Raw genomic sequence first — 22601 nt, 5'->3', positions numbered from 1 at the left:
CCGTCGCGGGCAGGGGGCGCCACGCCGTGGAACCGGTGATCATCGTCGGAGCGGGGCCCGTGGGGCTCACGCTCGCCCTGGCACTGGCACGTCAGGAGGTTCCCTCGATCGTCCTCGACGAGGGCCCGGGCAAGGACGAGCCGCGCCTCGCACGCACCGTCGTCCTGCGCCACGACACCACGGCCCTCGTCGAGCGGCTCACCGGAACGTCCCTGGCCGGGGCCGGGCTGCGCTGGACCGGATGGCGGGCGATGCGGCGCCGGCAGGTGACGCGCGAGATCACCTTCGAGGACGGCGGACCGGCCCCGCTGCACCTGGCCCAGCACGTGCTGACGGGCGCGTTGCGCGCCGCCCTCGCGCGCGAGCGGCTGGTGCGGATCGCCGTGGACAGCCGCCTGGACGCCCTGGAGCAGGAACCTTCCGGCGTCACGGCCCACACCCGGGGCCCCCGGGGCACGTGGTGGCGCGGGAGTTACCTGGTCGGCTGCGACGGCCCCCGCTCCACGGTCCGCAAGCTCCAGGACATCCGCTTCCCCGGCCGTACGGCGGTGGAACGGCACGCCGTCGCCGCGCTGCGCACGGAACTCCCCTGGGCCGGTGAGGCGTTGCTCCACCGGATGCCGCCCTGGCGGACGTCCGGACCGTCCGCCGGGGAGGTCACCGGACGTCCGCTGCCGGACGGCGTCTGGCGGCTGGACTGGCTGCTGCCGCCCGGCAAGGACCTCGTCACGCCGGAGCTGCTGGTCGGCCGGATCCGCGAGACCCTCACGGGATGGAGCGGCGAGACGGCCCCCGTGTACGAACTGCTCGACACCGGGGTGCACACGGTCCACCACCGGCTGGCCCGCCGCTGGCGCGCGGGACGGGTCTTCCTCGCCGGGGACGCCGCCCACCTGCTCGGCGCGCTCGGCACCCAGGGCCTCGACGAGGGCCTGCGGGACGCCGACAACCTCGCCTGGAAGCTGGCCCTCGCCTGGCACCACGGGCCGCACGAGGGACTGCTCGACAGCTACCAGACGGAACGCCGCGCGGTGGTCGCCGCCCGGCTGCGCGCCGCCGACCAGGCACTGCCGCTGCTGCGGAGCGGCGGCGGCATAAGGGCGTACGTCCCCGGCTCCGGCCGCGGTCACGACGCGCTGCTCACGGACGGTCATCTGGGCCGCGGCCCGCTGGGCGCGCCGGGCACGTACGCCGCCTCCCCCCTCGCGCCCGGGCGGCTGGAGTCGGAGGTCTCCGTGGACACGCTCCCCGGCTCGCCGGTGGAGGACGTACGGGTGACGGCGGAGGACGGCTCCTCCGTACGGCTGGCGGACCGGCTGGGCCGGGGCGCCCTGCTCGTCCTGCTGATCGCACCGGGCACGGGGGTGTGGGAGCGCAAGCACTGGGTGGGCGCCGGGGTCATGCCCCGGCTCGCCGCCGCCGTGACGGCGCTGCCCTGTCCGGCCGAGCTGCTGGTGGCCGAGAGCTACCCGGGGGCGGCCGCCCACACCGTCCTGCTGATCCGGCCCGACGGCCATCTCGTCGCGGCGCTGGGCGGGGTGCGCCCGGCCGACCTGTACGCGGCGGCGGAGGCGGCGGTGGGCGGTCCGGCCGGCGCGCAGGCCGGAGCCGGGGCCGACGCCGGGGCGGGCGCCGAGGCCGGGGCGGGGGCGAAGTAGCGGTACGAGCGACGGCCGCCGCGATCGGCGGCCGCCCGCCGGCACACACCGTCACCGTGCGGTCCGCATGGTGACAGCGAGTTGACCGGTGTGCACCGGCATGGTGTACTCCGGATCGTGACCGACACCGATGTGCGCCTGTGGCGGAGGGTCCACATGGACCTCGTCCGCTACGCGGGCTGCGTGTGTCGTCCGTCCTGCTGAATTCGCAACCTTCTCCCCCTGCGCGCCCCGCCGAGCGCTCCCGCGCCGTCGCGCGCTCCTCCGCGAACGTTCCCAGGACGGTACCCGTGTCTGTCTCCCCCTCCGTCGACCCTGCCTCCACCCCTGCCTCCGCCCCTGTCTCCTTCTCTGCCGCCGCGCCCGTCGCCGCGCCCACGCAGGCGGACCTCCTCGACTTCGTCCGGCGTACGGCCGCCGACACCGATCTGATCGCCTCGCTCCCCCTCGACCCCGAAGGCCGCACCTGGGTGCGCCTGGAGGGGCCCGGCGGCAGCGAGGCCTGGCTGATCGGATGGCCGCCCGGCACCGGCACCGGCTGGCACGACCACGCCGACTCGCTGGGCGCCTTCCTCACCGCGCGGGGCGAGCTGAAGGAGCACTCGCTCGCCGCGCGGCTGCCCACCGACGGCTGGAAGACCCTGGAGCTGACGGAGGGCGTGGACCGGGAGCGCCGGCTTCCGGCCGGAAAGGGCCGCGCCTTCGGACACCACCACGTCCACGAAGTGCTCAACGAGTCCACGGAGGAACACGCGATCTCCGTGCACGCCTACTACCCGCCGCTGCCCCGCATCCGCCGCTACAGCCGCACCGGACAGGTCCTGCGTCTGGAGCAGGTCGAGCGCCCGGAGGACTGGCAGTGAGCGGTGCGCGGCCCCCGGGCATCGACGAGCTGCTCGAACAGGTGCGTTCCGGGTACGCGCGCGTGGAGGCCCGGGAGGCCTACGAGGCCGCCCACGCGGGCGAGGCGCTGCTCGTGGACATCCGGTACGCGGCCCTGCGTGAGCGGGACGGTCTGATCCCCGGAGCCCTGGTCGTCGAACGCAACGAACTGGAGTGGCGCCTCGACCCCCAGGGCAGTCACCGCGCCCCCGAGGCCACCGGCCACGACCTGCGGATCGTCGTGGTCTGCAACGAGGGCTACGCGTCGAGCCTCGCCGCCGCCTCCCTGCACCGGCTGGGTCTGCACCGGGCCACCGACCTGGTGGGCGGATTCCAGGCATGGCGGGCGGCGGGGCTGCCGGTGACGCCGTAGAGCCGTGGAGCGGGACGGGCGGGGGCCCCACGCGCGCGTGGGGCTCAGCCGGCCGGCGGGCAGTACAGCGGGGCCGTGTCCGCGTTGTTTGCGGTGACGAGGCGGACGGGAGTGGCCTCGATCTTGTCGGCCCGCTCCTTGCGGAGCAGCGAGATGACGTTCTCCACGGCCAGCTCGCCCGTGTCGGCGGCCGAGTTGGAGACGGTGGCGGAGAACCGGCCGTCCTTGAGCGCGGCCAGCGCCTCGTCGGTGCCGTTGACCGTCACGATCCGGACGTCCTTCGCGCCGGCCGCGTCGAAGGCCTTCCGGGCGGCGAACGCCATCTCCTCGTTGGCGACGAACGCGTAGTCCAGGTCGGGATGGTCCCGCACCATGTCCGCGGCCACGGTCCGCGCCGTGTCGGGGTCGTACATGCCGGGCCGGCTGGCGACGACCTCGGCACTGTCCGGAAGCCCGTCGGTGAAGGCGTCGACGAGAACGTCGGAGGCGGCGCCGGGGGCTCCCGCGATCACCCCGACCGACACCGCGCGGCCGCCGGCGTCCTTCTCGATCCACCCGGCGTCCAGCTTCCCCACCTCCTCCAGGTCGACGACGACGGCACCGAGGATGTCGGAGGTGTCGTCGGGGGCGACCGAGGTGAGGAAGATCGGCACACCCGCCTTCCTGGCCTTGGCGATGTCGCCCTTGAGGGCGTCCACGTCGACGGTCTGCACGATCAGGGCGTCGACGTCCGAGGCGATCAGATCCTCGATGTTGGCGGCCTCCGTCGCGGCGTCCTGACGCGAGTTCGCCGTGAGCAGCTCCACGTTGTTGTTGCGCGCCGTGAGCCGGACGGACTCCTGGAGACAGGTGTGGAACTCGGAGGTGCCGCCGTTGACGAAGCCGAGCGTGATCTGCCCGGTGACGCCGCCCGTGGTCTCCTGCGGCGCCCACAGTCCGCAGCCGCTCAGCAGGCAGATGCCGAGGGCGGAGGCGACCAGCGGTCTTCGGGAGCGGACGGACACGGGCATGGCTGGGCGCCTTTCGGACGTGCGGGTGGAGTGGGGCGTGCGAGGTGGATGGCATGCGTGAGGTGACGTGGCATGCGCCGATGGGCGAGGTGGTGGGACGTGCGAGTGAAGTGGACATGCGAGGTGAAGTGCGATGTGCGAGTGGTGTGGGATGTGCGAGGTGGTATGGGATGTGCGGGTCGCGGCGGCTGTGCGGGCATGAGGGTCACGAGACCAGGGGTTCGCACAGGACCGAAGGGCTCCCTGCGGCGGCGCGACGGAGGCAGACGGTACAACCGGGCCGTCGGGACCTCACCCTCCCGGGAACGCAAGGTAATCCTGCGCTCCGCAGGGGGCTCGTCCGGCGCGACATCCCCTAGCCTCGAACGCTCGACAGGCGGGGCGGGCCGCTCCGCCCGGGTCACCCCTTGGCCGTGGCCACCGTCACCGCGCGAACCCTGAGCGCCACACGGCCGGGCAGCGCGGTCGCGACGAGCGCGAGGAGCCGCGGCCCCGGCGACGACCGTGACGTAGGCGAGGGACGTGACCGAGGGCGCGGCCCGGCCCGTCATGCCGACGCTGAACGCCGTCCGGACGGACAGGGCGACGGCGCTGCCAGGGGCGTGACGAGGAGCAGCAGGGACAGGGCCTCATGCGGAGCACGCCCAGCACCTGACGGCGGGTAGCCCCGGCGAGACGCAGCAGCGCGAACTCGCTCACCCGTTCGGAGACGGACATGGCCAACGTGTTGACGACGGCGATGGTGGAGTCATCAGCTCGGGAACGGCGAACGGCGGCCCGACGCCCCCGTCATGGCCGCGTGCCGGGGCAGGGTCGGGCCGCGGGCCCAAGGCCGGATCGGGGCCAAGGCCGGATCGGGGCCAGGGCCCACTGCCGGGGCCGGGGCCGGCCTCAGAAGTCCCCGTCCTCGAGGAAGTCCGTGTCCTCGCCCTCCTCCTCCAGCGCCTGCCGGACCACGCGCAGGGCCATGCCCTGGGAGTAGCCCTTGCGCGCGAGCATCCCGGCGAGGCGGCGGAGCCTTTTGTCGCGGTCGAGGCCGCGGGTCGAGCGCAGTTTGCGGTCGACGAGTTCGCGGGCGGTCGCTTCCTCACGCTCGGAGTCGAGCTGGGAGACCGCCTCGTCGATCAGCGTGGAGTCGACACCCTTGGTCCGCAGTTCCTGCGCCAGCGCGCGCCGGGCCAGTCCACGGCCGTGGTGCCGGGATTCGACCCAGGCGTCCGCGAAGGCGCTGTCGTTGATGAGCCCGACCTCCTCGAAGCGGGAGAGCACCTCCTCGGCCACGTCATCCGGAATCTCCCGCTTGCTCAGCGCGTCGGCGAGTTGTTTCCGCGTGCGCGGGGTCCCGGTGAGCAGGCGCAGGCAGATCGCCCGTGCCCGCTCAGCCGGGTCCCCTGAAGGCTCCCCCTTCCCGGCCCTCGACGAGGTGAAGGTGCCTTCGTCCTCGGTGGACGGCTCCCCGAAACCGCGCCGGCGGCGTCCACGCTCGCCGCGTGCACCGCCCCGGCCGCCGTCGTCGCTCCCGTAGCGGCGGCCGTCGGCCGGCGGCCGGTCGTCGCCGCCCCGGGCGAGGCCGGCGCCGTCCCGGCTCCCCGGCTCCCGGGGGACGCCGGGGTGGGCGTCGTACTCGGCCCAGTCCGTTCGTCGTGTCACGGGTCAGCTCTTGGCAGCCGTGGCCTTGGTCTTGGCGGCCTTGGCGGCGGGAGCGGGAACCGTCTTGGCGTCGTCGGCGGCCGTGCCCGTGGCGGCCGCCGCGTCCGCGCCCGGCTCGGCGGCGGGCTCCTCCGGGCGCACACCGACGCCCAGCTTCTCCTTGATCTTCTTCTCGATCTCGTTGGCGAGGTCGGGGTTGTCCTTGAGGAAGTTGCGGGCGTTCTCCTTGCCCTGGCCGAGCTGGTCGCCCTCGTACGTGTACCAGGCGCCGGCCTTGCGGACGAAGCCGTGCTCCACGCCCATGTCGATCAGACCGCCCTCGCGGCTGATGCCCTGGCCGTAGAGGATGTCGAACTCGGCCTGCTTGAAGGGCGGCGCGACCTTGTTCTTGACGACCTTGCAGCGGGTGCGGTTGCCGACCGCCTCCGTGCCGTCCTTCAGGGTCTCGATGCGGCGGATGTCGATGCGCACCGAGGCGTAGAACTTCAGCGCCCGGCCACCGGTCGTGGTCTCGGGGGAGCCGAACATCACACCGATCTTCTCGCGGAGCTGGTTGATGAAGATCGCGGTGGTCTTGGACTGGTTGAGCGCACTGGTGATCTTCCGCAGGGCCTGGCTCATCAGGCGGGCCTGCAGACCGACGTGGCTGTCGCCCATCTCACCCTCGATCTCCGCGCGCGGGACGAGCGCGGCGACGGAGTCGATGACGATCAGGTCGAGGGCACCGGAGCGGACCAGCATGTCCACGATCTCCAGGGCCTGCTCGCCGTTGTCGGGCTGGGAGAGGATGAGGTTGTCGATGTCGACGCCGAGCTTGCGCGCGTACTCGGGGTCGAGGGCGTGCTCCGCGTCCACGAACGCGACCTGGCCGCCGGCCTTCTGGGCATTGGCCACGGCGTGCAGGGTCAGCGTGGTCTTACCGGAGGACTCCGGTCCGTAGATCTCCACGACGCGGCCGCGCGGCAGACCGCCGACGCCGAGGGCCACGTCGAGCGCGGTCGACCCGGTCGAGATGACCTCGATGGGCTCCTTGGACCGCTCGCCCATGCGCATGACCGCGCCCTTGCCGAATTGCCGTTCAATCTGTGCGAGTGCGGCATCCAGGGCCTTCTCGCGGTCGGTTCCTGCCATGGGTTCCACCCGGTTTGCTTGAGTCGATCGCTTCACGTCAAAGACGCTAACGCCTGCCACTGACAATGCGCCCCGACGCCGGTCCGGCCTGTGGATAACTCGGTTCTCTTCCTACCCAAACCAGGACGAAATCCCCACCGAGAGCTCCGCCGGAACCCCAATAAGAATGGATGTTCGATTTTCGTGTCAAGCGCACCACCCGGCACACCGAGCACTGCCCGGGCACCCACGCCCCGCACCACCGGGGTCTGAGGGCCTCCTCGATGTCACAGGTCCGCGGCTCGCGGCCACGCGGCCGCGTGGCCGCGGCTCGTCAGCCGGACTCCCGCCGCCGCCCCGCGATGCGCTCCCGCGACCTGGACCACAGCTCTCGCGCCCGCGTGAGCGGCCCCGGCCCCTCGCCCCGTCTGCGGTGGCCGTGCACCCGGGGGTCGTCCGTGACGTCGTACCGCTTCACGTACGCGCCCAGGAACGCCTGCAGCGTGGCGACCGCGGGGATGGCGATCAGCGCGCCGACCGCGCCGAGGAGGGCGGTGCCGGCGACGACCGAGCCGAAGGCCACGGCAGGGTGGATGTCGACGGTCTTCGAGGTCAGCTTGGGCTGGAGCATGTAGTTCTCGAACTGCTGGTAGACCACGACGAAGATCAGCACCCACACCGCGTACAGCGGGCTGACCGTGAAGGCGATCAGCATGGGGAGCGCGCCCGCGAGATACGTGCCGATGGTCGGGATGAACTGCGACACCACCCCCACCCACACCGCGAGGACCGGCGCGTACGGGATGCCGAGCGCCTCCAGCAGGACGTAGTGGGCCACTCCGGAGATCAGCGCCATCAGCCCGCGCGAGTACAGGTAGCCGCCGGTCTTGTCGACGGCGATCTCCCACGCGCGCAGCACCTCGGCCTGCCGCGCGGGCGGCAGTACGGAGCAGAGCGCGCGGCGCAGCCGGGGTCCGTCGGCGGCGAAGTAGAACGAGAACAGCCCGATCGTCAGCAGTTGGAAGAGGCCGCCGAGGACCTGCGTGGACACGTCCAGGACACCGGCGGCGCTGTTCTGCGCGTACCTCTTCAGCCAGTCCGAGTGGAGCAGTCCCTCCTGGATGTCCACGCGTCTGAGCTCGGTGTGGAACGTCGTGTTGATCCAGTTGATCACGGAGTCGAGGTACTCCGGGAAGCCCTCGATCATCCTGATGATCTGTCCCGCGAGCATCGAGCCGAGCAGGGTGAAGAAGCCCGCGACCACGATCAGCAGGCCGAGGAAGACCAAGAAGGTGGCGAGCCCCCTGCGTATGCCGTGGGCGGCCATCCGGCTCACCGCGGGTTCTATGGCCAGGGCCAGGAAGAACGCGATGAGGACGTTGATCAGCAGGCCTATGACCTGGTGGAAGGCCCAGGTGCCCAGTTGGAACACGCCGAAGAGGGCGAGTGCGAGCACCATCGCGCGCGGGAGCCATCGCGGCATGCGCGCGCCCGACGCGGCCACGCCGCCGACCGGAGGCAGGGCGGGCGACGTCGTGTCCGACGGGGAGGTGTGCGGGCCGGCCTGCCCGGACTCGTCAGTGGGTGCCACGGCTCAAGTCTCGCCCACCGCACCGACAATCGGAGAGCCCTCTGCGATCTTCACCGCTGATCAGTGCTTCTCCGGCGGAACGTTCATCACCGCGCACACCACGCGCCACACGTCCTTCGCGTCCCAGCCGGCCGCCAGCGCCTCGTGCACCGTCCGCCCGCCGAGCTCGGCCATCACGTGATCGCGCGCGAAGGTGTCGGCGTAGCCCGTACCGAAGTGCTCCGCCATCCGCTGCCAGAAGACCGTCAACCGCATGACACCAGTATCCCGCCCCCGGGGGTGGCCCCGGCCGTGACCGCCTGCCGACACCGCTTTCCGTCCTACGGTCTGCTCCATGGCCGAAACCGGAGCATCCCCACTCCCCCCGGCGCCCCCGGCGCCCACCCCGCTCTTCCGCGCCGAGCACTTCGTCTGGCTCACCGCGCGCGTGCTGGAGCAGCGCCTCTTCGCGTACCACTTCCTGCACGGCGGCGCCGAACCCGCGGAGACCGCGCTCGACGCCTACCGCAACGAGGACGGCGGATACGGCCACGCGCTGGAGCCCGATCTGCGCGGGCCCGTCAGCCAGCCCCTGCACGTGGTGCGCGCCCTGCGCGTCCTGGACTCGCTGGGCCGCTGCGCGGGCCGGCGCGTGGAACAGGTGTGCCGCTACCTCACCTCCGTCTCCAACCCCGACGGCGCGCTCCCGGCGATCCGTCCCGGCCAGCGCGGCTATCCCGCCGCTCCGTTCGTCCCGATCGTGGACGACCCGCCCAGTGAGCTGCTGGCCACCGGTCCGGCGGTGGGCGTCCTGCACGGCAACGAGGTCTGGCACGCCTGGCTCTTCAGGGCCACCGACTTCTGCTGGCAGGCGGTGGACTCCCTGGAGACGTCCCACCCCTACGAGATCCAGGCCGCTGTGGCGTTCCTCGACTCCGCGCCCGACCGCCCGCGCGCGGAGGCGGCCGCCGACCGTCTCGGCCGCCTGGTCCGGGCCCAGCGGCTCGCCGTGCTGGACCCGGACCGGCGCGACACGCACCCGGTCCCGCCCGGCTACGCCCCCGGCGAACACCACTTCCCCCACGACTACGCCCGCACGCCCGGCTCTCTCGCGCGCGCGTGGTTCACCGACGACGAGATGGAGCGGTCCCTGGACTTCCTCGCCGCCGACCAGCAGCAGGACGGCGGCTGGCCGATCCGGTGGCGCCGCTGGGCGCCGGGAACCGACCTGGAGTCACGTCCCGTGGTGACCATCGAGGCCCTGCGCACCCTGAGGTCGTACGGACGCCCCATCGGCTGACGCCGGACCGCGTCCGCACCACGGCCGGCCGCCCCGACCGCCACCGCCACCCGGCCGCCACCCGCCACCCGGCCGCCACCCGCCACCCGGCCGCCACCCGCCGTCCGACCGCCCCCGCCGTCCGAAGACCGCCCCCGCCACCTTCACCACCCGACCGGCACCACCGGTCTCCGAGGACCGGCATCCCGGCCGCCCTCATCCCCCCACGGCCCGCACCCCGGCCGTCACCACCACGGCCGCCGCGACGACGAGCAGGAACGGCGCCCGCAGGGCGAGCGCCACGGCCGCCGCGGCGAGCCCCGCCGTCCTCGCGTCCAGCACCAGCGCCCGCCCGTCGGCGAACGTCTGCTGGGCCGTGAGGGCGGCGAGCAGGGCCACGGGCAGCAGGGCCGCGAGCCTGCGCACCAGGGGCCGTTCGAGCACCCCGGCGGGAACGAGCAGCCCGGCGAGCTTGACGGCGTAGCAGCCGAGGGCGGTCGCCACGATCGCGATCCAGATGTTCATCGCCCGCCCTCCTGACGGTTCCGCGGACGCCCCGCGCGACGGCCCTCGCCCCAGAGGGCGAGCGGGGCGGCGAGCGCGGCCACCAGGACCGGCACACCGCCGGGCAGGACGGGCAGCAGACCGAGCCCCAGCACGACCGCGAGAGCGGCCGCGGCCCGGTCGGTGCGGGTCTTCAGCATGGGGGCGAGGAGCGCCAGGAACACGGCCGGGCCGGCCGCGTCGAGCCCCCAGGCGTCGGTGTCCCCGAGTGCCTCGGCCCCCAGGGCGCCCAGCAGCGTGGTGAGGTTCCACAGCACATAGAGGCTGAGCCCGGTGACCGCGAAGCCGATCCGCGCACCCCGCCGGTCGCGCTGCGCCAGCGAGACGGCCGTCGTCTCGTCGATCACCCACTGGGCGGCGAACGGACGCACCGCGCGCGGCAGGGCCAGCACCTGCGACAGGCGCAGGCCGTAGAACGCGTTGCGCACGCCCAGGAAGAAGGCACCGGCGGCCGCCGTGAGGGGGCTGCCGCCCGCCGCGAGCGCCCCGACGAGCGCGAACTGGGACGCGCCCGTGAACACCAGCAGGCTGAGCGCACAGCTCTGCCACACGGTGAGGCCGCTGCCCGCCGAGGTCACCCCGAAGGCGAACCCGGAGAGGCCGACGGCGACCCCGACGCCGAGGGCGTCCCGTACGACGGCGGCGTCCGGCCTGCCGTACCGGCGGCCGTCACCGGTGTCCGAGCGAGCTGTCCGACGTGCTTTTTCTGCCTGTTCCGCCACACGTCGGACGGTAGGAGCGGTCACCGCCGCGCGTCTTGTACGTTCTTGCGCTCACGCTGGTAGGCGCCCGGCGGCACTCCCACGATCCGGGCGAAGTGACGGTTGAGGTGCGGCTGGTCCGTGAACCCCACCGCGAGGGCCGCCTCCGCGGGTGCCCTGCCCGCGTCCAGCAGCCGCCGCGCCCGACGCACCCGCGCGTCGGTGAGCCAGGTGTGGGGCGGCATCCCGTAGGTGTCGCGGAACGCGCGCAGCAGCGCGAACGGACCGGTCTCCAGCTCCCGCGCGAGCTGCTCCAGCGTCGGCGGGTCGGCCATCCGCTCCTCCAGCACGGCACGCGCGCGTACGGCGACCAGGCCCCCGGCCGTACGCACCCGCCGAACGGGCAGCGACCCGCCGTTCGACCGCAGCAGCCGCGTCACGGCCACGCGCAGCAGCGTGTCGGCGGCCAGCGCGTTGCCCTCGTCGGCGGCCCGCAGCACCTGGTGCACCAGCCGGACGGCCTGTGGATCGTCGAGCACCGGGCGCACGAAGCCCGGCGTGCCGCGCAGGCCGGTCGTCTCGGCGGCGATGCCGGCCACGACCTCCACGGAGGGGTACACCGCCCCGTACCGCCACCCCTCGGGGACCCCCGCCCGTCCGGTGTGCGGCGTATCGGGGTTGACCAGCGCGAGCGCGCCGGCTCCCGCGTACTGATCACCCCCACCGTGGTGGAAGACCTCCACGCCCTCGGCGATCCCGGCGATCACGAAGTGCTCGTGGGTGTGCCGCACGAAGTTCTTCCGCACGTACCGGGCGCGCAGCAGGTCGACCCCGGGCAGCTCGGCGTACCGCCAGTGCCGCGCCACCTCACCCGATCCCGCCATACCCCCATTCTGCGCACCGTTCCGCGCGCCCTCCGCCCGACCCCGCCCGCTCGGCGCCCCTGCCCCGAACGCTCGGCGCCCACCCCCACCCCGGCCCGAAGCGCTCCTGTCCGGCATGTCCAGGTCCGGCCGCCCGACACCCCCTTCCAGCCCGACACCCCGTTCCCCCCCGCCCGTCGCCCCGCGCCGCACCCGTCCCGGCCCCGCCCCGGCCCCGTTGTCAGACCCCGGGTGCACGATGGACGCATGGTCAGCAACGCGCACCGAGCCCTGGACGGCTTCTCCCCCGCGACCCGCGCCTGGTTCACGGGGGCGTTCTCCGCGCCCACCGCGGCCCAGGCGGGCGCGTGGCAGGCCCTCCACGAGGGCTCGGACGTGCTGGTGGTGGCCCCGACCGGCTCCGGCAAGACCCTCGCCGCGTTCCTCGCCGCCCTGGACCAGCTGGCCTCGGCTCCCCCGCCGGCCGACCCGAAGAAGCGCTGCCGCGTGCTGTACGTCTCCCCGCTCAAGGCCCTGGCCGTGGACGTGGAGCGCAACCTGCGCAGCCCTCTGACCGGCATCCGCCAGGAGGCCGTGCGCCTGGAGCTGCCCGAACCCGAGGTCAAGGTCGGCATCCGCTCCGGCGACACCCCCGCCGCCGAGCGCCGCGCGCTGTCCACCCGCCCCCCGGACATCCTGATCACCACCCCGGAGTCCCTGTTCCTGATGCTGACGTCGGCCGCCCGCGACGCGCTGACCGGCATCGAGACGGTGATCCTGGACGAGGTGCACGCCGTGGCCGGCACCAAGCGCGGCGCCCACCTGGCGCTCTCGCTGGAGCGCCTGGACGAGCTGCTGCCGAGGCCGGCCCGCCGCATCGGACTCTCGGCGACCGTCCGCCCGGTCGACGAGGTGGCCCGCTACCTCTCCCCGCGGCGGAAGGTGGAGATCGTCCAGCCCGAGTCCGGCAAGGAGTTCGACCTCTCGGTCGTCGTCCCGGTCGAGGACCTGGGCGAACTGGGCGGTTCCCCGGTCGCGGACGGCTCCGAGGGGGCGGAGCGTCCCTCGATCTGGCCGCACGTCGAGGAGCGGATCGCCGACCTCGTCCAGGCGCACCGCTCCACCATCGTCTTCGCGAACTCCCGCCGCCTCGCCGAGCGCCTGTGCAACCGCCTCAACGAGATCGCCTACGAGCGGGCCACCGGTGAGCCGCTCGACGAGCACCACGCCCCGGCGGAGCTGATGGGCGGCTCCGGCGCGGCCCAGGGCGCCCCGCCGGTCATCGCACGCGCCCACCACGGCTCGGTCTCCAAGGAGCAGCGCGCGCTCGTGGAGGAGGACCTCAAGGCGGGCCGCCTCCCCGCCGTCGTGGCGACCTCCAGCCTGGAGCTGGGCATCGACATGGGCGCGGTCGACCTGGTCGTCCAGGTCGAGTCGCCGCCCTCCGTCGCCTCGGGCCTCCAGCGCGTCGGCCGGGCCGGCCACCAGGTGGGAGCCGTCTCCACGGGCGTGGTGTTCCCCAAGTACCGCGGCGACCTCGTCCAGGCCGCGGTGGTCACCGAGCGCATGCGCACCGGCGCCATCGAGTCCCTCAGGATTCCCGCGAACCCGCTGGACGTCCTCGCCCAGCAACTGGTCGCCATGACGGCGATGGACGCCTGGCCGTTCGACGACCTGCTCGCCACGGTCCGGCGCGCCGCGCCCTTCGCCGCCCTGCCGGAATCCGCCTTCACGGCCGTCCTCGACATGCTCGCCGGCCGCTACCCCTCCGACGCCTTCGCGGAGCTCCGCCCGCGCGTGGTGTGGGACCGCGTCACCGGCACGATCACCGGCCGCCCGGGGGCGCAGCGGCTCGCGGTGACCTCCGGGGGCACCATCCCCGACCGCGGCCTGTTCGGCGTCTTCCTCGCCGGAGCCGACCCGAAGAAGGGCGGCGGCCGGGTCGGCGAGCTCGACGAGGAGATGGTCTACGAGTCGCGGGTCGGCGACGTCTTCACCCTGGGCACGAGTTCCTGGCGCATCGAGGACATCACCCGCGACCGCGTCCTGGTCTCCCCCGCCCCCGGGGTCCCCGGCCGTCTCCCGTTCTGGAAGGGCGACCAGCTGGGCCGCCCGCTGGAACTGGGCCGCGCGCTGGGCGCCTTCCTGCGCGAGGTCGGCTCCCTGCCCGAGGACGACGCCCGCCTGCGCCTGCTCACCGCCGGTCTGGACGCCTGGGCGGCCGACAACGTGCTCTCCTACCTGAGCGAACAGCGCCAGGCCTGCGGCCACGTCCCGGACGACCGCACGATCGTCGTGGAGCGCTTCCGCGACGAACTCGGCGACTGGCGGGTCGTCGTCCACTCCCCCTTCGGCGCCCAGGTCCACGCCCCCTGGGCCCTCGCCCTCGGCGCCCGGCTCTCCGAGCGGTACGGCATGGACGCCCAGGTCATGCACGCCGACGACGGCATCGTGCTGCGCCTGCCGGACGCCGACCTCATGGGGCTGGAGCTGCTCGACCAGGAGCCGCTGAAGGCGGGCGCGGAGTACGACGCCGCGCAGGCGCCGGTCGGTGCGGCGGACGTCGTCTTCGACAAGGGCGAGGTCGACCAGGTCGTCACCGACCAGGTCGGCGGCTCCGCCCTGTTCGCGGCCCGCTTCCGCGAGTGCGCCGCCCGCGCCCTGCTGCTGCCGCGCCGCAATCCCGGCAAGCGGACCCCGCTGTGGCAGCAGCGCCAGCGCGCGGCCCAGCTGCTCCAGGTGGCGAGCGAGTTCGGCTCGTTCCCCATCGTCCTGGAGGCGGTCCGCGAGTGCCTCCAGGACGTCTTCGACGTCCCGGGGCTCGTCGAGCTGATGGGCGACCTGGAGTCCCGCAGGGTGCGTCTGGTGGAGGTCACCACCCCGGAGCCGTCCCCCTTCGCCCGCTCCCTGCTGTTCGGATACGTCGCCCAGTTCCTCTACGAGGGCGACTCCCCGCTCGCCGAGCGCCGCGCGGCAGCCCTCTCCCTGGACTCGCGTCTGCTGGCCGAACTGCTCGGCCAGGCGGAGCTGCGCGAGCTGCTGGACGCGGAGGTGCTCACCGAACTGGAGCGGGAGCTCCAGTGGCTGACCGAGGACCGCCGGGTGAAGGACGCCGAAGGCGTCGCGGACGTGCTGCGCCTGCTCGGCCCGCTCACCGACGCCGAGCTGGCCGAGCGCGGCGCGGAACCCGACTGGGCCCGGGAGCTGGCGGCCGCCCGCCGCGCCATCCGGGTCCGTGTCGCCGGCGCCGACCACTGGGCGACGATCGAGGACGCGGGCCGGCTGCGCGACGCCCTCGGCACCGCCCTGCCGGTCGGGGTGCCGGAGGCCTTCACCGAGCCGGTGAAGGACCCGCTGGGCGACCTTCTGGCGCGGTACGCCCGCACCCACGGCCCGTTCACGTCGGCGACCGCCGCCGGCCGCTTCGGCCTGGGCGTCGCGGTCACCGAGGGCGCCCTCCAGCGCCTCGCGGCGGGGGGCCGGGTGGTCCAGGGGGAGTTCCACCCGGCCGGCATCGGCCAGGAGTGGTGCGACGCGACCGTCCTGCGCAGGCTGCGCCGCCGCTCCCTGGCCGCCCTGCGGCACGAACTCGAACCCGTGCCGCCCGCCGCCTTCGCCCAGTTCCTGCCCCAGTGGCAGCACATCGGCAAGGGCCACGCCCTGCGCGGCGTCGACGGCCTGGTGCGCGCGGTCGAGCAGCTCCAGGGGGCGTCCGTGCCGGCCTCCGCCCTGGAGAAGCTCGTCCTGCCGTCCCGGATGACCGACTACGCCCCGGCGATGCTCGACGAACTCACCGCCTCCGGGGAGGTGCTCTGGGCCGGCGCGGGCGCGCTCCCCGGCAAGGACGGCTGGGTCTCCCTGTACCTGGCGGACGCGGCCCCCCTGCTCCTGCCCGCGCCCCATCCGCTGGAGCTGACGGCACTGCACCAGTCCGTCCTGGACGCCCTGGCCGGCGGCTACGGCCTGTTCTTCCGCCAGATCGCCGACCAGGTCCGCGCCACCACGCACCCCGAGGCGACCGACCCGCAACTCGCCGACGCCGTCTGGGACCTGGCCTGGTCGGGCCGGCTCACCAACGACACGCTCGCGCCGATGCGCGCCCTGCTGGGCTCGGGCCGCACCGCCGGCTCCACGGCCCACCGCGCCAAGCGCGCGGTCCCGCGCGGGCGCTACGGCTCGCTGACGGCCGCCGCGCGGTCGGCCTCCCGCAACGGCCCTCCGACCGTCGCCGGCCGCTGGTCGCTCCTGCCGGGCCACGAACCCGACCCCACCGTCCGCGCCCACGCCGTCGCCCGCGCCCTGCTCGACCGCCACGGCGTGGTGACCCGGGGCGCGGTCTCGGCCGAGGGCATCGAGGGCGGTTTCTCGGCGACGTACCGCGTCCTGTCCGTCTTCGAGGAGAGCGGCCAGGCCCGCCGCGGCTACGTGGTGGAGGGCCTCGGCGCGGCACAGTTCGCCATGGACGGCGCCGTGGACCGGGTCCGCGCCGTCGCCAACGCCCGCGACCGGGACGAGACGCCGCCCGCCCCGGCCCGGGAGAGCGGCGCTCCCGACGGCCTCGCCTTCCCCGACACCGCTCCCTCCGACGATCTCGGCTGGGACGTCCCCGGCCTCGACGGCGCCTTCGACTCCCCGGCGGCCCCCACCGCACCGGGCGGCCGCCTCTCCCCGCGCGACCTCGCCTCCCCCGGCGCCGGCGGCCCCCGCGGCGGCGACGGCTTCCCGTACGCCTCGGGATTCCCCGACCGCCACCGGCGTACGCCCTCGCCCGCGTCGCGCGCCGTGGTGCTCGCCGCGGCCGATCCCGCGAACGCGTACGGCGCCGCCCTGTCCTGGCCCGAGCCGCCCACCGGCGCCGGGCACAAGCCCGGCCGCAAGGCGGGTTCCCTGGTGGTGCTCGTGGACGGCGAGCTGACCCTCTACATGGAGCGCGGCGGCAAGACCCTGCTGGCCTGGCCCGCCACCGCGGACGGCGAGGGCGCCGTCGGCGACGACCCGCGCCTGCCCGCGGCGGCGGAAGCCCTCGCCGCCGCCGCCCGCGCCGGCTCCCTGGGCACGGTCACCGTGGAACGCGTCAACGGCGCCTCGGCCCTGACCGCCCCGCTGGGCACCCTGCTGGAGGGCGCCGGCTTCATCGCGACCCCCCGCGGCCTCAGACTGAGGGCCTGAGGCCGCCCGGCCGCGGCTCCGTGCCACCCTTGACCCATGCCCGAAGGCGACACGGTCTGGCAGGCCGCGAGGCGGCTGCACACCGCCCTCGCGGGGAAGGTGCTGACCCGTTCCGACCTGCGCGTGCCGAAGTACGCCACCGCCGACCTCACCGGCCGTACCGTCCTGGACGTCACCCCGCGCGGCAAGCACCTCCTCACCCGCGTCGAGGGCGGCCTGACGCTCCACTCCCACCTGCGGATGGACGGCTCCTGGAAGGTGTACGCGAACGACCAGCGCTGGACGGGCGGTCCGGCCCACCAGATCCGGGCCGTCCTCGGCACCGACGACCGCACCGCGGTCGGCTACCGCCTCCCCGTCCTGGAACTCCTGCGCACCTCCGAGGAGGAACGGGCCGTCGGCCACCTCGGCCCCGACCTGCTGGGCCCCGACTGGGATCCGGAGCGGGCCCTCGCCAACCTCCTCGCCGACCCGGCCCGCTCCCTCGGCGAGGCCCTCCTCGACCAGCGCAACCTCGCCGGCATCGGCAATGTCTACAAGTGCGAGCTCTGCTTCCTCCTCGGCGCCACTCCCTGGCTGCCCGTCGGCGCGCTCCCCGCCGACCGCGCGGCGAAACTGCCCGTCCTCGCACAGCGGCTCCTGGAGGTGAACCGCGACCGCCCCACCCGCGTCACCACGGGCCGGCGCGGCCAGGACCTCTTCGTCTACGGCCGCGCACGCCGCCCCTGTCTGCGCTGCGGAACACCCGTACGGGTGGCCGACCAGGGCGACGGCTCCCGCGAACGCCCGACGTACTGGTGCCCGAGCTGCCAGACCGGCCCCGCCCCGGCCCCCGGCTCCCCGGCCACCCGCCGTGTCCGCTCGCACCCGGCCGTCTGACGCCCCACCGGTCGACGAGAAACATGCGCGCGCTCCCGCAAGCGCTGCGCGACCGTACGCCCCACCGGCCGCACCGCGCACCCGTCACCGGTGCCGCACACGGCCGAGGCCGCGCCCCCGCCGCCTCCCTCCCCCGCCCCCGCTCTCCGGCACCCCCCGACCCCCGCGCGTCCCCCGCCAGGCAGCCGCCCACCGCCCGTCGGCGACCGCCCCCACCGCCCGCCCCTTGGCCGCACAGTGGACCGGCAGCAGACTCAGGCCCCACCCCCCGGCGGCGACGGCCCCTTCCAGCACCCCGGCCTCGGGCACCACGGCGAGCCGCAGCACGGCCCACCACCACAGCACCCCGAGCCCGAGGCACGCCCCCCGGCCCACTGTCCGGCCCGCCACGGCCGTCACCTCCTCCCACCCGCCACCACCGGCCCGACGCGGGCGGACCACCGCCTGCGCACGGCAGGACGGCAGGAACGGCAGGACGGCGAAGCGCCCACCCGTACCACCGGGAGGGCGCACCACCGTCCGCGCGGACCACTCGTCACGCCTCACATCACACGTTCTCCGCCTGGAACATCCAGTGATGCTTCTCCAGATCGGCGGTGATCCCGATGAGGAGGTCCTGGCTCACCGGATCGGGGTCCTCGGTGGCCGCGACCCGGTCCCGCATCCGGGTGATCACCGCACCGAGCGCCGCCACCAGGGCGCCCACCGCGTCCGCGTCCTTGATCCATCCCTGGGACACCGTGTCGATGCCGCTGCCGGAGGCGACCGTAGCCGCCCGGCCGTCGGGCGACACACCCAGCGCCGAGGAACGCTCCGCGACCGCGTCGGTGTGCGTGCGGGCACTGGCCACGACCTCGTCGAGCTGGAGGTGGATGGAGCGGAAACGGGGCCCGACGACGTTCCAGTGGACCTGTTTGGCGACGAGCGAGAGGTCGATCAGATCGACCAGCGCCCCCTGCAGGGCTTCGGCGACGGTCTTGAGATCGGCGTCGGGCAGCGGGCTCTTGACGGCGTTCATCCCTACCTCCGGGTGGGTCGGCTCCCGTCATGCCCCTCCACGATGACCGCAGCACGCACGACCGGCAAACGGACCTGAATCAGCCCGAGCTCTCCTGAATCAACCTGATTCCACCCAGACACCCGGAACAGGGAAGGACCCCATGCAAAAACCCCGACCGCTCCCCTCCGGCCTGATCCGGAGAAGCCCCGGCCGGGGCCTCACACACGCAGTGAGCGACTCACCCGCGCTCGTGCCGTACGCCTCGCACACACCCGCCGGCCGGCACGGCCGCCGAGGGGCTTCTCACGCGGCGACCACGTCCACCGCCTCGGCGGGGGCCTTGATGGTCACCCGCTCCGGTGGCACACCGGTCACCGACACGGAACCCAGCATCGGACGGACCGGCGTGGGCACAGGCTCACTGGGGGTGGCCGCAGCGGACTGGGCCAGCTCGGCGAGGGCGAGCTCGTCGCTCACTTCCCGCATGAGCTCGGACATCCGTACGTCCAGCGCGTCGCAGATGGCGGCGAGCAGCTCGGAGGAAGCCTCCTTCTGCCCCCGCTCCACCTCGGAGAGATAGCCGAGTGAGACTCGGGCGGACGAGGAGACTTCGCGCAGAGTACGGCCCTGGCGCTGGCGCTGCCGACGCAGCACGTCACCCAGCAGGCGACGGAGCAGAATCATCGGTGGCTCCCTCCTCGGACCGCGTAGCCGCATCCTTCACGCCCCACCGTACCGCCTTGCGCTGCGGCCGTGCGGGGAGCGATGTCGTGTTCACTCAGGGCTGCAAACATCAAAACCCCCCGTTCTGTTCCGTATCCTGTGCCCGCTCATTCCCGGTCTGTTCGCCCGCGAGCTCCTTCAGAAGCACTGCGAGTACGCTCCGTACACTCTCTCTACGAATTTCCGCACGGTCGCCGTTCAACCGCAGGGCCTCCACTTTTCCGCCAGAGGCAGAACCGGAGTCCGCCCCCGACGGACCGTCCACGGCCACGTAGACCGTCCCGACCGGCTGCCCGTCCTGGGGGTCCGGACCTGCGACGCCGGTCGTCGCGATACCCCAGTCGGCGCCCAGAGCCTTGCGCACCCCGGCCGCCATCTGGGCCGCGACCTGCGGGTCCACCGCTCCCCGGGCGGCCAGCAGATCACCGTCGACGCCGAGCAGCTCCTGCTTCAGGGCGGTGGCGTAGGCCGTCACGGATCCCCGGAAGACCTTGGACGCGCCGGGGACCGAGGTGATCTCGGCGGCCACCAGGCCACCGGTCAGCGACTCCGCGACGGCCAGCGTCTGGCCCGTCACGGTCAGTAGTCGGACCACGTCGGCGGCCGTGGAACTCACCCTTCCGTCTCCTGCGCCACCGTGCTGCGCTCGGCGATCCCCTGCCGGCGCAGCAGGATGGCCTGTCTCACATAGTCGAGCCCGGTCACCACGGTCAGCACGACCGCCGCGCCCATCACCCAGAACCGCAGGGTGGCCAGCCAGCCCGTCAGCGCCAGCACGTACATGCCGACGGCGACGCCCTGGGTGAGCGTCTTCAGCTTGCCGCCCCGGCTCGCCGGGATGACGCCGTACCGGATGACGAGGAAACGCAGCAGGGTGATCCCGAGTTCCCGGCCCAGGATCACGATCGTCACCCACCACGGCAGGTCACCGAGCGCGGAGAGGCAGATCAGGGCCGCTCCCATGATCGCCTTGTCGGCGATGGGGTCGGCGATCTTCCCGAAGTCGGTGACGAGGTTGTACGTCCGCGCCAGATGGCCGTCGAACAGGTCGGTGATCATGGCGACGGCGAAGGCCGCCCAGGCGAGCGCACGCCACGCCGGGTCGTAGCCGCCGTCGGCCAGCATCAGCGCGACGAAGCCCGGCACGAGGACCAGGCGGAGCATCGTCAGCAGATTGGCGACGTTCCAGACGCTCGCCTGGTTGACGGCCGCGGCCGCCAGCTTGCCGCCCCGCGGCGCCTTGCCGGCACCCGGGGTCTCGTCGTCGGCGGACGCGCCCGCAGCGGCCGCGGCGCCCTTCGCCGGTGAGGCGCCGCCCGCGGCCGATGCCGGGACACCCGTCATCTGTCCGCCTCCTCACGACACCCGGCCGAGCCCGGCAGGGGCTCGGCCACCAGGTCGACGCCTTCGGTGCCGACCACCTTCGCCTCGACCATACGGCCGACGACCAGTCCCTCGCCCGACGTGAGCAGCACCTGGCCGTCCGTCTCCGGCGCCTGGTGCGCCCCGCGGCCGTGGACGCCCTCGTCGTCCACCGACTCCACGAGCACGCGGACGGTTTCCCCGAGGCGCTCCTCGGCGCGCTGTGAGACGAGTTCCTCGGCCAGCCGGGAGACCCGGGCGAGCCGCTCGGCGACCACGTCCTCGTCGAGCTTGTTCTCGTACGTCGCGGCCTCGGTGCCCTCCTCGTCGGAGTAGCCGAAGACGCCGATGGCGTCCAGCCGCGCGTGGTTCAGGAACCGCTCCAGCTCGGCCAGGTCGGCCTCGGACTCGCCGGGGAAGCCGACGATGAAGTTGGAGCGGACGCCGGCCTCGGGCGCCTTGCTGCGGATGGTGTCGAGCAGTTCCAGGAAGCGGTCGGTGTCGCCGAAGCGGCGCATCGCGCGCAGCACGTCGGGCGCGGAGTGCTGGAAGGACAGGTCGAAGTAGGGGGCGACCTTGGGGGTCGAGGTCAGCACGTCGATGAGGCCGGGCCGCATCTCGGCCGGCTGGAGGTAGCTGACGCGCACCCGCTCGAGGCCGTCGACCTCCGCCAGCTCGGGCAGCAGCGACTCCAGCAGGCGGATGTCGCCGAGGTCCTTGCCGTAGGAGGTGTTGTTCTCGGAGACCAGCATGATCTCCTTGACGCCCTGCTCGGCCAGCCACCGCGTCTCGTTCAGCACGTCGCTCGGGCGGCGGGAGATGAAGGAGCCGCGGAAGGAGGGGATGGCGCAGAAGGTGCAGCGCCGGTCACAGCCGGAGGCGAGCTTGACCGAGGCGACCGGGGCGCCGTCGAGACGGCGGCGCAGGGGCGCGCGGGGGCCGGAGGCCGGGGCGAGCCCGTCGGGGAGGTCCGCCGGAGCGTGCCCGGGGAGCGCGACACCGGCGGCCGAGTCCTGCCGCTCGGCCGGGCTGATCGGCAGCAGCTTGCGGCGGTCGCGCGGGGTGTGGGCGGCGTGGATGCCGCCGGACAGGATGGTCTGGAGGCGGTCGGAGATGTCGGCGTAGTCGTCGAAGCCCAGGACGCCGTCGGCCTCCGGGAGCGCCTCGGCGAGGTCCTTGCCGTACCGCTCGGCCATGCAGCCCACCGCCACGACGGCCTGGGTTCTGCCGTGTCCCTTGAGATCGTTCGCCTCGAGGAGGGCGTCGACGGAGTCCTTCTTGGCGGCGTCGACGAAACCGCAGGTGTTGACGACGGCGACGTCCGCGTCCGCGGCGTCCTCCACCAGGTGCCAGCCGTCCGCCTCCAAACGGCCTGCGAGCTCCTCCGAGTCCACCTCGTTACGGGCGCAGCCAAGGGTGACGAGTGCGACGGTACGGCGTTCAGGCATGGGCTCAAGACTACTTCGTCCGGCTGTCAGCCCCCGCCGACGGGGTTGGCGATCTTCCTGGGTGAGGGGCCGACGGGTGCCGACGGCCCCTCACGCGGTGGGTAGGGCGCTTCTGACGGATCTCCGTGGGAGAAGGAGCGGCGTTCGGTGCGTGCCCTCGGCGTGCGGTGTGAAGGGTCATGTGGCGGAGCCACCTGGCCCTGCACACCGTGCGGCGAGGGGGCGTGCCGGGCGTTGCGACGCCGCGGAGATCCGTCAGAAGCGCCCTAGGTGTTCTGTCTCGGGAGGTTGTGGACGGGTGAGCCAGGTCTCGGCTGAGGGGTCTTGAACAGGTGAGGGCCTTCCGGTTCGGTGTGGATT

The 22601-nt window shown here is 73.7% G+C and carries 20 protein-coding genes and 2 pseudogenes; 7 read left to right on the top strand and 15 right to left on the bottom strand.

What is annotated here, in order from left to right; genetic code table 11:
- Nucleotides 1-26: 26 nt before the first annotated feature.
- The 4 genes from ACZ3KJ_RS30675 to ACZ3KJ_RS30660 all read left to right on the top strand — a co-directional run bounded on the left by ACZ3KJ_RS30675 (nucleotide 27) and on the right by ACZ3KJ_RS30660 (nucleotide 2913).
- On the top strand, nucleotides 27-1658 hold the full coding sequence (locus tag ACZ3KJ_RS30675) for an FAD-dependent monooxygenase (protein WP_467531745.1): 1632 nt from the start codon (nucleotides 27-29) through the stop codon (nucleotides 1656-1658).
- Between the two features lie 90 nt (nucleotides 1659-1748).
- Nucleotides 1749-1862: a putative leader peptide gene (locus tag ACZ3KJ_RS30670; protein WP_373428926.1), complete on the top strand. Its 114-nt coding sequence runs from the start codon at nucleotides 1749-1751 to the stop codon at nucleotides 1860-1862.
- A gap of 86 nt (nucleotides 1863-1948) precedes the next feature.
- Nucleotides 1949-2521 (top strand): cupin domain-containing protein, encoded by a 573-nt coding sequence (locus ACZ3KJ_RS30665; RefSeq protein ID WP_467531744.1) that lies wholly within the window; start codon nucleotides 1949-1951, stop codon nucleotides 2519-2521.
- Nucleotides 2512-2913 carry a rhodanese-like domain-containing protein gene (locus tag ACZ3KJ_RS30660; protein ID WP_467531907.1) on the top strand — a complete coding sequence of 134 codons (402 nt, stop codon included), beginning with the start codon at nucleotides 2512-2514 and terminating at the stop codon, nucleotides 2911-2913. The genes ACZ3KJ_RS30665 and ACZ3KJ_RS30660 overlap by 10 nt, the downstream gene beginning before the upstream one ends.
- A 44-nt stretch (nucleotides 2914-2957) precedes the next feature.
- Here the strand turns inward: ACZ3KJ_RS30660 and ACZ3KJ_RS30655 are convergent, their stop codons facing one another.
- The 6 genes and pseudogenes from ACZ3KJ_RS30655 to ACZ3KJ_RS30630 all read right to left on the bottom strand — a co-directional run bounded on the left by ACZ3KJ_RS30655 (nucleotide 2958) and on the right by ACZ3KJ_RS30630 (nucleotide 8529).
- On the bottom strand, nucleotides 2958-3923 hold the full coding sequence (locus ACZ3KJ_RS30655) for a sugar ABC transporter substrate-binding protein (protein WP_467531742.1): 966 nt from the start codon (nucleotides 3921-3923) through the stop codon (nucleotides 2958-2960).
- Nucleotides 3924-4323: 400 nt separating this feature from the next.
- Nucleotides 4324-4670: pseudogene (locus ACZ3KJ_RS30650) on the bottom strand (FtsX-like permease family protein); the annotation flags it as partial.
- A 144-nt stretch (nucleotides 4671-4814) separates the two neighbouring features.
- On the bottom strand, nucleotides 4815-5573 hold the full coding sequence (recX, locus tag ACZ3KJ_RS30645) for a recombination regulator RecX (protein WP_467531740.1): 759 nt from the start codon (nucleotides 5571-5573) through the stop codon (nucleotides 4815-4817).
- A 3-nt stretch (nucleotides 5574-5576) separates the two neighbouring features.
- Entirely contained in the window at nucleotides 5577-6704 is a 1128-nt protein-coding gene (recA, locus tag ACZ3KJ_RS30640; RefSeq protein ID WP_389515867.1) for a recombinase RecA, read from the bottom strand.
- 313 nt (nucleotides 6705-7017) lie between these two features.
- Nucleotides 7018-8274 (bottom strand): AI-2E family transporter, encoded by a 1257-nt coding sequence (locus ACZ3KJ_RS30635; RefSeq protein ID WP_467531738.1) that lies wholly within the window; start codon nucleotides 8272-8274, stop codon nucleotides 7018-7020.
- 60 nt (nucleotides 8275-8334) lie between these two features.
- A complete protein-coding gene (locus ACZ3KJ_RS30630; protein ID WP_467531737.1) occupies nucleotides 8335-8529 on the bottom strand; it encodes a DUF3046 domain-containing protein in 195 nt (64 codons plus the stop codon).
- A gap of 79 nt (nucleotides 8530-8608) precedes the next feature.
- On the opposite strand from ACZ3KJ_RS30630, the gene ACZ3KJ_RS30625 reads away from it, so the two are divergent.
- Nucleotides 8609-9553, top strand: a complete 945-nt coding sequence (locus tag ACZ3KJ_RS30625) for a prenyltransferase/squalene oxidase repeat-containing protein (protein WP_467531735.1) — start codon at nucleotides 8609-8611, stop codon at nucleotides 9551-9553.
- Between the two features lie 195 nt (nucleotides 9554-9748).
- Here the strand turns inward: ACZ3KJ_RS30625 and ACZ3KJ_RS30620 are convergent, their stop codons facing one another.
- From ACZ3KJ_RS30620 to ACZ3KJ_RS30610, 3 genes and pseudogenes are all read right to left on the bottom strand, one after another.
- The gene (locus tag ACZ3KJ_RS30620; protein WP_467531734.1) at nucleotides 9749-10057 is read right to left on the bottom strand and encodes an AzlD domain-containing protein; all 309 of its coding nucleotides are present in this window, start codon (nucleotides 10055-10057) and stop codon (nucleotides 9749-9751) included.
- Nucleotides 10054-10818, bottom strand: coding sequence for an AzlC family ABC transporter permease (locus tag ACZ3KJ_RS30615; protein ID WP_467531733.1), 765 nt, complete (start codon nucleotides 10816-10818; stop codon nucleotides 10054-10056). Before ACZ3KJ_RS30615 ends, ACZ3KJ_RS30620 begins: the two co-directional genes overlap by 4 nt.
- Nucleotides 10819-10841: 23 nt before the next feature.
- Nucleotides 10842-11681 (bottom strand): annotated as a pseudogene (locus ACZ3KJ_RS30610) (AraC family transcriptional regulator); the annotation flags it as partial.
- A gap of 246 nt (nucleotides 11682-11927) precedes the next feature.
- On the opposite strand from ACZ3KJ_RS30610, the gene ACZ3KJ_RS30605 reads away from it, so the two are divergent.
- Both ACZ3KJ_RS30605 and ACZ3KJ_RS30600 read left to right on the top strand, forming a co-directional pair.
- Nucleotides 11928-16829, top strand: a complete 4902-nt coding sequence (locus ACZ3KJ_RS30605; protein ID WP_467531732.1) for an ATP-dependent helicase — start codon at nucleotides 11928-11930, stop codon at nucleotides 16827-16829.
- A 36-nt stretch (nucleotides 16830-16865) separates the two neighbouring features.
- Nucleotides 16866-17708: an Fpg/Nei family DNA glycosylase gene (locus tag ACZ3KJ_RS30600; protein WP_467531731.1), complete on the top strand. Its 843-nt coding sequence runs from the start codon at nucleotides 16866-16868 to the stop codon at nucleotides 17706-17708.
- A gap of 84 nt (nucleotides 17709-17792) precedes the next feature.
- Here ACZ3KJ_RS30600 and ACZ3KJ_RS30595 read toward each other — a convergent pair whose 3' ends face one another.
- The 6 genes from ACZ3KJ_RS30595 to rimO form a co-directional block, all read right to left on the bottom strand.
- Nucleotides 17793-18098 (bottom strand): hypothetical protein, encoded by a 306-nt coding sequence (locus tag ACZ3KJ_RS30595; protein ID WP_467531730.1) that lies wholly within the window; start codon nucleotides 18096-18098, stop codon nucleotides 17793-17795.
- A 157-nt stretch (nucleotides 18099-18255) separates the two neighbouring features.
- Entirely contained in the window at nucleotides 18256-18726 is a 471-nt protein-coding gene (locus ACZ3KJ_RS30590) for a Dps family protein (protein WP_467531728.1), read from the bottom strand.
- A gap of 285 nt (nucleotides 18727-19011) precedes the next feature.
- The gene (locus tag ACZ3KJ_RS30585; RefSeq protein ID WP_167997591.1) at nucleotides 19012-19392 is read right to left on the bottom strand and encodes a helix-turn-helix domain-containing protein; all 381 of its coding nucleotides are present in this window, start codon (nucleotides 19390-19392) and stop codon (nucleotides 19012-19014) included.
- Between the two features lie 109 nt (nucleotides 19393-19501).
- The gene (locus tag ACZ3KJ_RS30580) at nucleotides 19502-20047 is read right to left on the bottom strand and encodes a CinA family protein (protein ID WP_467531726.1); all 546 of its coding nucleotides are present in this window, start codon (nucleotides 20045-20047) and stop codon (nucleotides 19502-19504) included.
- Complete coding sequence (gene pgsA / locus ACZ3KJ_RS30575) at nucleotides 20044-20775, bottom strand: CDP-diacylglycerol--glycerol-3-phosphate 3-phosphatidyltransferase (protein ID WP_467531724.1); 732 nt, start codon at nucleotides 20773-20775, stop codon at nucleotides 20044-20046. The genes ACZ3KJ_RS30580 and pgsA overlap by 4 nt, the downstream gene beginning before the upstream one ends.
- Nucleotides 20772-22241, bottom strand: coding sequence for a 30S ribosomal protein S12 methylthiotransferase RimO (gene rimO / locus ACZ3KJ_RS30570; protein WP_467531722.1), 1470 nt, complete (start codon nucleotides 22239-22241; stop codon nucleotides 20772-20774). The genes pgsA and rimO overlap by 4 nt, the downstream gene beginning before the upstream one ends.
- Nucleotides 22242-22601 lie beyond the last annotated feature (360 nt).

The sequence above is a fragment of the Streptomyces sp. NPDC003248 genome (assembly GCF_055563235.1).
This window is presented reverse-complemented; position numbering and strand designations above follow the sequence as displayed.

Coding starts and splice junctions, on each gene's coding strand:
- ACZ3KJ_RS30625 (WP_467531735.1), top strand. CDS start 8,609: ATGGCCGAAACCGGAGCATCCCCACTCCCCCCGGCGCCCCCGGCGCCC.
- ACZ3KJ_RS30630 (WP_467531737.1), bottom strand. CDS start 8,529: ATGCGGTTGACGGTCTTCTGGCAGCGGATGGCGGAGCACTTCGGTACG.
- ACZ3KJ_RS30605 (WP_467531732.1), top strand. CDS start 11,928: ATGGTCAGCAACGCGCACCGAGCCCTGGACGGCTTCTCCCCCGCGACC.
- ACZ3KJ_RS30655 (WP_467531742.1), bottom strand. CDS start 3,923: ATGCCCGTGTCCGTCCGCTCCCGAAGACCGCTGGTCGCCTCCGCCCTC.
- ACZ3KJ_RS30620 (WP_467531734.1), bottom strand. CDS start 10,057: ATGAACATCTGGATCGCGATCGTGGCGACCGCCCTCGGCTGCTACGCC.
- ACZ3KJ_RS30585 (WP_167997591.1), bottom strand. CDS start 19,392: ATGATTCTGCTCCGTCGCCTGCTGGGTGACGTGCTGCGTCGGCAGCGC.
- rimO (WP_467531722.1), bottom strand. CDS start 22,241: ATGCCTGAACGCCGTACCGTCGCACTCGTCACCCTTGGCTGCGCCCGT.
- recA (WP_389515867.1), bottom strand. CDS start 6,704: ATGGCAGGAACCGACCGCGAGAAGGCCCTGGATGCCGCACTCGCACAG.
- ACZ3KJ_RS30590 (WP_467531728.1), bottom strand. CDS start 18,726: ATGAACGCCGTCAAGAGCCCGCTGCCCGACGCCGATCTCAAGACCGTC.
- pgsA (WP_467531724.1), bottom strand. CDS start 20,775: ATGACGGGTGTCCCGGCATCGGCCGCGGGCGGCGCCTCACCGGCGAAG.
- ACZ3KJ_RS30600 (WP_467531731.1), top strand. CDS start 16,866: ATGCCCGAAGGCGACACGGTCTGGCAGGCCGCGAGGCGGCTGCACACC.